Source organism: Plantactinospora sp. B5E13 (assembly GCF_039871775.1).
Classification (GTDB): domain Bacteria; phylum Actinomycetota; class Actinomycetes; order Mycobacteriales; family Micromonosporaceae; genus Plantactinospora.
Window position 1 is genome coordinate 19,602 of the sequence record NZ_JBDPLT010000038.1, and the last position, 10,042, is coordinate 29,643.

General features: G+C 71.5%; 6 protein-coding genes. 1 reads left to right on the forward strand and 5 read right to left on the reverse strand.

What is annotated here, in order from left to right; translation table 11 throughout:
- Positions 1-37: 37 nt before the first annotated feature.
- From ABGB05_RS26950 to ABGB05_RS26970, 5 genes are all read right to left on the reverse strand, one after another.
- Positions 38-253 (reverse strand): formate dehydrogenase subunit delta, encoded by a 216-nt coding sequence (locus ABGB05_RS26950; RefSeq protein ID WP_347656619.1) that lies wholly within the window; start codon positions 251-253, stop codon positions 38-40.
- A 1-nt stretch (position 254) separates the two neighbouring features.
- Complete coding sequence (gene fdhF, locus ABGB05_RS26955) at positions 255-3,068, reverse strand: formate dehydrogenase subunit alpha (protein WP_347656621.1); 2,814 nt, start codon at positions 3,066-3,068, stop codon at positions 255-257.
- A complete protein-coding gene (locus tag ABGB05_RS26960) occupies positions 3,065-4,657 on the reverse strand; it encodes an NADH-quinone oxidoreductase subunit NuoF (protein WP_347656623.1) in 1,593 nt (530 codons plus the stop codon). Before ABGB05_RS26960 ends, fdhF begins: the two co-directional genes overlap by 4 nt.
- Positions 4,654-5,172 (reverse strand): formate dehydrogenase subunit gamma, encoded by a 519-nt coding sequence (locus ABGB05_RS26965; RefSeq protein ID WP_347656625.1) that lies wholly within the window; start codon positions 5,170-5,172, stop codon positions 4,654-4,656. Before ABGB05_RS26965 ends, ABGB05_RS26960 begins: the two co-directional genes overlap by 4 nt.
- Before the next feature lie 141 nt (positions 5,173-5,313).
- Complete coding sequence (locus ABGB05_RS26970; RefSeq protein ID WP_347656627.1) at positions 5,314-8,532, reverse strand: tetratricopeptide repeat protein; 3,219 nt, start codon at positions 8,530-8,532, stop codon at positions 5,314-5,316.
- Between the two features lie 182 nt (positions 8,533-8,714).
- Here ABGB05_RS26970 and ABGB05_RS26975 point away from each other — a divergent pair, with 182 nt between their 5' ends.
- Entirely contained in the window at positions 8,715-9,965 is a 1,251-nt protein-coding gene (locus tag ABGB05_RS26975) for an MFS transporter (protein ID WP_347656629.1), read from the forward strand.
- Positions 9,966-10,042 lie beyond the last annotated feature (77 nt).

Genomic DNA, 10,042 nt, shown 5'->3' on the forward strand with positions numbered 1-10,042 from the left:
CCGGTACAGGGCCACGGGGCCGTTCAGGATGGATCGGTCAGCGGCGCACCAGCCGCGCGGCGGCCAGGGCCAGCGGGTCGAACGCGTCCGGCTCCGTCTCGATCCGCCGCAACAGCTCGGCCCGCATCCGAGGCTCCCAGAACGCCTGGATGTGCTCGGCGATCGCTGGCGCCGCCAGCTCCGGCGCCTGGTGGCGGAACTGCACGGCGATCTCGTTCGCCATCCGTACCTGGGGCGAGATGTCGGTGTGCATGTCAGTCCGCCATCGCCGGAAGCAGTTCCCCGGTCTGGGCCGTGTCCTGCGGTCGGGGCGGATTCTTCAGCCCGACCTGGACCGCGGTGACCTTGTACTCCGGACAGTTCGTCGCCCAGTCGGAGTTCTCCGTGGTCACCACGTTCGCCCCGGTCACCGGGTGGTGAAAGGTGGTGTAGACGACCCCGACCGGCATCCGGTCGGAGAAGACCGCCCGCAGCGAGGTCTCACCGACCCGGCTGGCCAGGGTGACCAGGTCGCCGTCGGTGATGCCCCGGACCTCCGCGTCGTGCGGGTGGATCTCGAGTACGTCCTCCGGATGCCAGGCCACGTTGCCGGTCCGTCGGGTCTGCGCCCCCACGTTGTACTGGCTGAGGATCCGGCCGGTGGTGAGGATCAGCGGGAACTTGCGGGTGCTGCGTTCCCGGGTCGGTACGAACGGGGTCTGCACGAACCGGCCCTTGCCCCGGACGAAGCCGTCCATGTGCATGATCGGCGTTCCCTCGGGGGCGTTGTCGTTGCACGGCCACTGCACACTGCCGAGCTTGTCGAGCTTGTCGAACGAGACCCCGGCGAAGGTCGGGGTGAGGGCGGCGATCTCGTCCATGATCTGGCTCGGGTGGTCGTAGTGCATCGGGTAGTCCATCGCCTGGGCGATCTCGGCGACGATCTGCCACTCGTGCTTGCCGGTCTTCGGCGGCATCACCGGACGGACCCGGTTGATCCGGCGCTCCGCGTTGGTGAACGTGCCGTCCTTCTCCAGGAACGAGGTGCCCGGCAGGAAGACGTGCGCGAACTTGGCCGTCTCGTTGAGGAACAGGTCCTGCACCACGACCAGCTCCATCGCGGCCAGCGCGGCGGTCACGTGCTTGGTGTTCGGGTCGGACTGGGCGATGTCCTCACCCTGGACGAAGAGCGCCCGGAAGCTGCCCTCGATCGCCGCGTCGAACATGTTCGGGATCCGCAGCCCCGGCTCGGCGACCAGGTCACGTCCCCACATCTCCTCGAACACCCCGCGGACCACGTCGTCCGACACGTGCCGGTAGCCGGGCAGTTCGTGCGGGAACGAGCCCATGTCGCAGGAGCCCTGCACGTTGTTCTGCCCGCGCAGCGGGTTGACCCCGACGCCCTCCCGGCCGATGTTGCCGGTGGCCATCGCCAGGTTGGCCATGCCCATCACCATGGTCGAGCCCTGGCTGTGCTCGGTGACGCCGAGACCGTAGTAGATCGCCGCGTTGCCGCCGGTGGCGTAGAGCCGGGCGGCGGCCCGCAGTTCCTCGGCCGGTACGCCGGTCAGCTCCTCGACCGCCTCCGGGCTGTTCTCCGGCCGGGCGATGAACTCCGCCCACTCGTCGAAGCCCTCGCACCGCTGCGCGACGAAGTCCCGGTCCACCAGGTCCTCGGTCAGCACCACGTGCGCCATCGCGTTGACCACGGCGACGTTGGTGCCGGGGGCGAGCTGCAGGTGGTGGGTCGCCGCGATGTGCGGCGAGCGGACCAGGTCGATCCGGCGCGGGTCGACCACGATCAGCTTGGCGCCCTCGCGGATCCGGCGCTTCATCCGGGAGGCGAAGACCGGGTGCCCGTCGGTCGGGTTGGCCCCGATCACCATGATCACGTCGGACTGGGCCACCGAGCGGAAGTCCTGGGTGCCGGCCGAGGTGCCGAAGGTCTGCTTCAGCCCGTACCCGGTCGGCGAGTGGCAGACCCGGGCGCAGGTGTCGACGTTGTTGTTGCCGAACGCCGCCCGGATCATCTTCTGGACGACGTACACCTCCTCGTTCGTGGTCCGCGACGAGGTGATGCCGCCGATCGCGCCGACACCGTACCGGGCCTGGATCTCCCGCAGCTTCGTCGCGGTGTACGAGATCGCGGTCTCCCAGTCGACCGGCCGCCACTCGTCGGCGATGCTCTCCCGCAGCATCGGGGTGAGTACCCGGTCCGGGTGGGTGGCGTAGCCGAAGGCGAACCGGCCCTTGACGCAGGAGTGCCCCTCGTTGGCGCCGCCGTCCTTGTGCGGCACCATCCGGACCAGTTCGGTGCCCCGCAGCTCCGCCTTGAACGAGCAGCCGACCCCGCAGTACGCGCAGGTGGTGAGCACGGTACGGGTCGGCATGCCGAGCTGCACGACCGACTTCTCCTGCAGCGTCGCCGTCGGGCAGGCCTGCACGCAGGCGCCGCAGGAGACACACTCCGACGACATGAAGTCGGTGCCGCCGGCGGAGACCTTGGACTCGAAGCCGCGTCCCTCGATGGTCAACGCGAAGGTCCCCTGCACCTCACCACAGGCCCGGACACACCGGGAGCAGGCGATGCACTTGGACGCCTCGAAGTTGAAGTACGGGTTGCTGGTGTCGGTCGGCTCCTCGTAGTGGTTCGCACCCTCGTAGCCGTACCGGACCTGGCGCAGGCCGACCACGCCGGACATGTCCTGCAGCTCGCAGTCGCCGTTCGCCGAGCAGGTGAGGCAGTCCAGCGGGTGGTCGGAGATGTAGAGCTCCATCACTCCCTGGCGCAGCTTCTCCAACTTCGGCGACTGCGTGGTGACCTTCATTCCCGGGGCGACCGGGGTGGTGCAGGAGGCCGGGGTGCCCCGGCGACCGTCGATCTCCACCAGGCAGAGCCGGCAGGAGCCGAACGCCTCCAGGCTGTCGGTGGCGCAGAGTTTCGGGATGTCGATGCCGCTCAACGCAGCGGCCCGCATCACCGAGGTGCCCTCCGGTACGGACACCGGCAGGCCGTCCACCTCGACCGTCACCGTTGCCGGGCCGTCCTTCGCCGGGGTACCGAGATCGGGTTCCTTCAGCAGGCTCATGACGTGGCCTCCTCAAATCGGCCAGGGAGTTGTTCCGAGCGCTTCTTCTCACGGGCGGTGAAGTCGTCGGGGAAGTGCAGCAGCGCGCTGCGTACCGGCATCGGGGTGAGCCCGCCCATCGCGCAGAGCGAACCCTCGGTCATCAGCTCGCAGAGGTCCCCCAGCAGGGCCAGGTTGTCGTCCGGGTCCTGACCCGCGACGATCTTGTCGATGGTCTCGACCCCCCGCACCGCGCCGACCCGGCACGGCGTGCACTTGCCGCAGGACTCCTCGGCGCAGAACTCCATCGCGAACCGGGCCATCGCCGCCATGTCGACGGTGTCGTCGAAGACCACGATGCCACCGTGGCCGAGCATCGCGCCAGCCGCGGCGAACGCCTCGTACTCCATCGGCAGGTCCAGACCGTCCGCCGGCAGGTACGCCCCGAGCGGGCCACCGACCTGCACGGCCCGGACCGGCCGGCCGGAGCGGGTGCCGCCGCCGTAGATGTGGATCAGATCGCTCAGCGTCATCCCGAACGCGGTCTCGAAGACCCCGCCCCGGTTGATGTTGCCGGCCAACTGGAAGACCTGGGTGCCGCGCGACCGTTCCACCCCGAGCGCCTGGTAGGCCGCCGCACCGTCGGCGAGGATCGTCGGCACCGAGGCGAGGGTCAGCACGTTGTTCACCACGGTCGGCCGGCCGAACAGCCCGGTGATGGCCGGGATCGGCGGCTTGGCCCGGACCATGCCCCGCTTGCCCTCCAGGCTCTCCAGCATCGCGGTCTCCTCACCGCAGATGTAGGCGCCGGCACCGACCCGCACGTGCAGGTCGAACCGGAGACCGGAGCCGAGGACGTCCACACCGAGCCAGCCCTGGGCCCGGGCGAGCTCGATCGCCCGCCGCATGGTGGCGACGGCGTCCGGGTACTCGGAGCGGATGTAGACGTAGCCCTCGGTCGCCCCGACCGCGTACGCGGCGATGGTCATCCCCTCGATCAGGACGAACGGGTCACCCTCCATCAGCATCCGGTCGGCGAAGGTCCCGCTGTCCCCCTCGTCGGCGTTGCAGCAGACGAACTTGAGCGCGCCCGGGGTGTCGGCGACCGTCTTCCACTTGATGCCGGCCGGGAAGCCCGCGCCGCCCCGGCCACGCAGGCCGGACTCGGTGACCTGGGCGACCACCTCGGCGGGCGGCAGCTCGAGGGCGCGGCGCAACCCGGCGAGTCCACCGTGGGCGAGGTAGTCCTCCGGGTCCAGCGGGTCGGTGACCCCGACCCGGGCGAAGCAGAGCCGGGTCTGGTCGGCCAGCCAGGGCAGCTCCTCGATGACCCCCTGACAGAGTTCGTGGTCGGCGCCGTCGAGCAGCCCGGCGTCGACCAGTTCGCCGACCCGCTCGGGCGGCACCGGGCCGTACCCGATCCGGCCGCGCTCGGTGACCACCTCGACCAGCGGTTCCAGCCAGAGCATGCCGCGCGAGCCGTTGCGGACCACCCGGACCGGTCGTCCGGCCCGCGCCGCCGCCAGTTCCAGCTCGGCGGCGACCAGGTCGGCGCCGACCGAGAGCGCGGCGGAGTCCCGGGGTACGTACACCGTGACCGGGGTTGTCATGGGTTCACCGTCTTTCCGTTCGCCACCCCGGCGGATCCGCTCAGCCGGGCCGGGTCGAGCAGGGCGTCGAGCCGCTGCGGGGTGAGTCGTCCGTGGACGCGATCGTCGACCTGACCGGCCGGGCCGAGCGCGCAGTTGCCGAGGCAGAAGACCTGCTCCAGGGTGACCGCACCGTCCGGTGTGGTCTGCCCGAGCTTGATGCCGAGCGACTGTTCGGCGTACCCGACGAGCTGGTCGGCGCCCACCGACTGGCAGGCCTCGGCCCGGCAGAGCTTGACCACGGTCCGCCCGGCCGGCTCGGATCGGAAGTCGGTGTAGAAGGTGACCACGCCGTGCACGTCGGCGCGGGAGAGGTTGAGTTCGTTCGCCAGCACCGGCACGTCGTCGGCGTCGACGTAGCCGAACTCGTGCTGGATCCGGTGCAGGATCGGCAGCAGCGCACCCCGGTCGCCGCGGTGTGCGGCGACCAGCGCCCGCACCCGATCCGCCCTCGTCGTGGCGCCAGGACTTCCCACGGGGACCCACCCTCCGCTCGCTCCGACCGGTCGAGTCCCACGATACGGCGCTCTGAATACAATATGCATATCGGTAGGTCCGATTGATCAATAGGCGGAACCTATCGAGCCGTCCGTTCGGCGGCGGCGACCCGGACTACGTCACCAGTCGTCGTGCCGGTGCTGTGGCATGTTCACCTCGGACACCGCGTCGTTGAAGACGTCGGAACTGCGGCTGTTCGGTCTCGGGCGGGTCCGATCAGACCAGTCGAACCGGCCTGTCCTGGCAGCCCGTCGGACGAACCCGGTGAACGGGTGGTCGTCGCCGAGCACCGACCGGGCGGTCCGCAGGATCCCCCGGGCCTCGGCCCGGCTCCGGTCCGGACGGCCGCTCACCGCGAGGATCTCGGCCAGTGCCGCGCGGGTGTCGAGAAGGTCCGGATGACGCCGCCCCAACAGCCGGTACTGGATGTCCAGCACCTCCCGGACCTCGGCCTCGGCCTCGACCGCCCGGCCGAGCCGGGCCAGCGCCAACGCGAGGTCCGCCCGAGGAGCCAGCGCTCCCAGCCGGTGGTCGCCGGGCCGACGCCCCCAGGCCACGACGACGTCCCGGTAGCCGGCCTCCGCCTCGGCGTACCGTCCCTGGGCGTACCAGCTCCGGGCCAGGCCGTGCCGGGACATGAGGGCGTCGGTCGACTCGGAGCCGAACTGGCGCTCCTGGTCGACGAGCACCGCCCGGTACCCCGCCTCCGCCTCGGCGTACCGACCGGCGCTGAGGTGTGTCGCGGCGATCTGGTACCGCATGATCAGCGTGTAGGAGTGCGACTCACCGAGCACCCGGGCACCGACGGCGCGCAGCAGCCGGAACTCCCGTTCCGCCTCGGCGAGACGGCCCTGGTCGAACAGGATCGCGGCCAGGGTGTCCCGGGGTGCCAGCACGTCGGGATGGTCGGCGCCGAAGACCCGTACGTAGACCTCCAACACGTCGCGCACCACCCGCTCGGCTTCGGCCAGCCGACCCGCGCCGTGCAGGGCCACGGCGTAGTTGTTCCGGGTGGTCAGGGTGGCCGGGTGTTCGTCGCCGAGCACCTCGCGCCGCCCGTCGATGATGTCGGGGTATCCGGCCAACTGCTCCTCCAGCCGGCCGAGGTTGAGCAGGCCCCGGTACACGTTGTGCAGGGTCATCAGGGTGTCCGGGTGGCGGTCGCCGAGGATCCGACGCTGGATCGCGTGCACCGCCCGGTACTCGGCCTCGGCCTGCCCGTGCCGTCCCTGGGCCTGCGCCACCACGGCCAACTGGTGCCGGGTGATCAGGGTGTCCGGGTGTTCGGCGCCGAGTACCCGGACCTCGGTCGCGTAGATCTCCCGGCACTCCGCCTCGGCGGCGGCCAGCCGGCCCCGGTTGTGCAGCACCCGGGCGAGCTGGTGCCGGGTCGCGAGGGTCAGCCGGTGTTCTTCCCCAAGGCTACGGCGACGGACCGCCAGGGCGCGCCGGTACTCCGCCTCCGCCTCGGTGTACCGCCCCCCGTGGTGCAGCGCGCGGGCCAGGTGGTGCCGGGTCGCGGCGACGTCCGGATGCCCGTCGCCAAGTGTCCGCCGACGGATCGCGAGCACCTGCCGGTGCGCCGCCTCGGCCACGTCGTACCTGCCCCGGTCATGGTGGACCCGGGCGAGGTCGTGCCGCGCCGCGAGGGTCTGCGGCGCCTCGTCACCGAGCACCCTCCGACGCGTCTCGAGCACCGCCCGGTATCCCTCTTCCGCCTGCCCGTACAGCCCACGCCGGTGCAGGTGCCGGGCGGTCAGGTGGGCGGCGCGCGCGGCCAGGACGACCGCCTCGGGCGGCACCGTCGCCGACTCCGAGACCGTCTGCAGCACCTGTAGGACGTGCGGCGCCAGCGCCTGCCAGACCGGCCACCGATCGGGCCCGTCGGGTGTCGACGACGCATGCTCGCGTTCGGCGGCTCCGACGGTGAGCGCGGCGGCGAGGCCGGCGAGGACGGCCCGGTCACCCTCGTCGGCGTTCCGCCAACTGGCGTTGCGCACCAGCGGATGGATCCGGAGCAGTTCCTCGGCTGGGCCGTACGCCGGGCGTTGGTCGAGCAGGCTGAGGCTCGCCAGCGCCTGGAGCAGCCGCCACAGTTCGGCGCCGTCCAGGCCGGTGAAGAGCGACGTACCGGCCAGCGTCGCCGGGTCGAGCAGGATCCGGTACGGCACGTCGGCGTCGGCGAGCCCGGACAGCAACTGGAGCAGCGGCCGGGCCCTGGTCATCCCCCGCCGGTCGAGCAGTTCCAACGACAGATCCCAGCTCCGGCCGACCACCCCGGACGCGGTCGCGTCGGTGACTTCGTCCGGGGGCGTCAACGGGTCGAGCCGCCCCGCGTCCAGGACCTTCCGGTATCCGGTGAACGTCGCGGCCGGCACCGGCCACGGTGAGCCGGCAACCTCGCGGAGGAACGCTCCGGTGAGCCGCAGCGCCAGCGGCAGTCCGCCGAGCCGTACCGCCAGCGCCTCGGCCTCGGCCTCGGTACCGGCGGCATCGCCGGCGTGGTCGCGCAGCACCCGCCCGGCGGCGGCCTGGTCGAGCATGCCGACCCGGTACAGCCGGCACCAGGGTCCCCAGGTTTCCGGGTCGGCGTCGCGGCTGGTGACCAGGATCAGGCCTCGGCGTGACGTCACGGGTCGGAGCCATCCGGTACCCAACGTCACCGTCGCGCCGCCGCCGGAGAGTAGTTCCGGATCGTCGGCGTTGTCGATGACCAGCAACCATCGACCACGGTATCCGGCCAGCAGCCGCCACAGCAGGTCCGGTGCACTCTGGGCGCCACTCCAGGCCCGGTCGAGTTCACTGTCCCGGCCACCGAGCCGGGTCGCCACCTGACGCATGCCGGTCCAGAGGTCGGTGGTGGTGGCGGCGGAAACCCACCAGACGGTGAACCCGGCGTCCCGGGCCCGCCTGGCCACGGCCCGGGCGACCGTGGTCTTCCCGCTCCCGCCCATCCCGGCGAGGACGCGGACCCGCGACGGCGGCGCGTTGTGCAGTTCCCGAAGCACCTGGTCGATCAGTGCGTCCCGGCCCCGTACCGGGGTGGTCAACTGGCCGACCTCGACCGAGCCGAGACCGGGTGCCAGTGGTGTCGTGGCCGTCGTCCCGACCGGGCGGTGGACCATCGGCCGGCGCTGGCTGCGAAGGGCCAGTACGGCGATCAGCAGGCCCAGCACCCCGGTGATCCAGCTCGCCCGCTCGGTCCAGGCCCACACCGCGGCCGGGACCGGTCCGGTGGGCCAAGCCCACCACCGCAGCACCACCGCGACAGTCAGCGCTCCCAGCCCTACGGCGAGGGCCATGGACATCGGCAGCATCCAGCGTCGGGGCACCAACACACCACCATGATGGACGAAACGCACCCGGGCCAGAACAGCGCGTATCCCCATCGTGACAGTACGGACGTCGCCGGTCGGCCTGCCCACGAGGTACGTGACAAGGAAAACCCTGGCGTGGCGGCCGCTGCCGCCCTAGCGTCTACCCGGCCGAAGAACTGGAAACAATCTTTATCGGAGGACCGGTGCGCACCGTCCGGACGTGGTTCGTCGACACCGCCGGTGGCCTACCGGCAACCTTCTGGTACCTCTGGTCCGGACTCCTGATCAACCGCGTCGGCGCGTTCGCCATGCTCTTCCTCCCGCTCTACCTCACCGAGGTCCGCCAGGTCGGGCCGGCACTCACCGGGCTGGCGGTCGGCGCGTACGGGATCGGCGGGGTGGCCGGGGTGCTGCTCGGCGGCGTCCTCACCGACCGCTGGGGCCGACGCCGCACCCTGGTCTGGTCCCACCTGGGCGCGTCGGCGTTGATGGCCGCGATGGCGGTGGCCGCCGACGTGCCGACCATCGCCCTGCTCGCCGCACTGGTCGGCCTCGCCCACTCGATGCCCGGCCCCGCGTTTGTCGCCGCGATCGTCGACGTGGTGCCGGCGGCCCGGCGGTCCCGCGCGTTCAACCTGCAGTTCTGGGCCTTCAACCTCGGCACGGCGGGAGCCTCCGCGCTCGCCGGACTGCTCGCCGAGGCGAGTTACCTGGCCCTGTTCCTGGTCGACGCCGGCGCCACGCTCTGCACCGCCGTCATCATCGCCTGGAAGGTGCCGGAGACCCTGACCCCCGGGCACCGGACCAGCGTCGGCCCCCGGGCCGGGCTGCGCACCCCACTCACCGACCGGACCTTCCTGGCCTTCGTCGGACTGACCTTCGTGCTCGCCGTCCTCAGCACCCAGAACTCCACCGTGCTGCCGCTGTCGATGCGCGCCGACGGACTCAGCCCCTCGGCGTACGGGCTGGTCGTGGCGCTCGGCGGCGGACTCATCGTGGCCGGGCAGCTCTTCGTGCCCCGGTTGATCGACGGTCGCCGCAAACACCGGGTGCTGGCCGCCGCGACCGCCCTGACGGCGATCGGGTACGCCAGCCTGGCACTCGCCGACCAACTTCCCGGCTACCTGCTGGCGGCGCTGGTCTGGACCGTCGGTTCGATGCTCGCCGCACCGCCGAACGCCGAGATCAACGCCGAACTGGCCCCGCCCCTGCTGCGCGGCCGCTACCAGGCGGTCTTCTACCTCACCTTCCCGGCCGCGGCGTTCGTCGCCCCGACCATCGGCGGAACGAGTCTGCAGTACCTCGGCGACGGGCACTGGCTGGCCGTCGGCGCGGTCGGCCTGCTCGCGGTCGTCGGCCACCTGGTCGCCGGCCCACCCCGGGAGCGTCGGGTGGCCCGGATCCGGGCCGGCGGGCATCCCCCGGAAGTACCGGCGGTCGCCCGGCCCCGGTGAGGTCGACGGAACGGACCGGATCCCCACAGAAACGTGACCGTGACGCAGAGTACGCATTCACCTACGATGGATGGCGG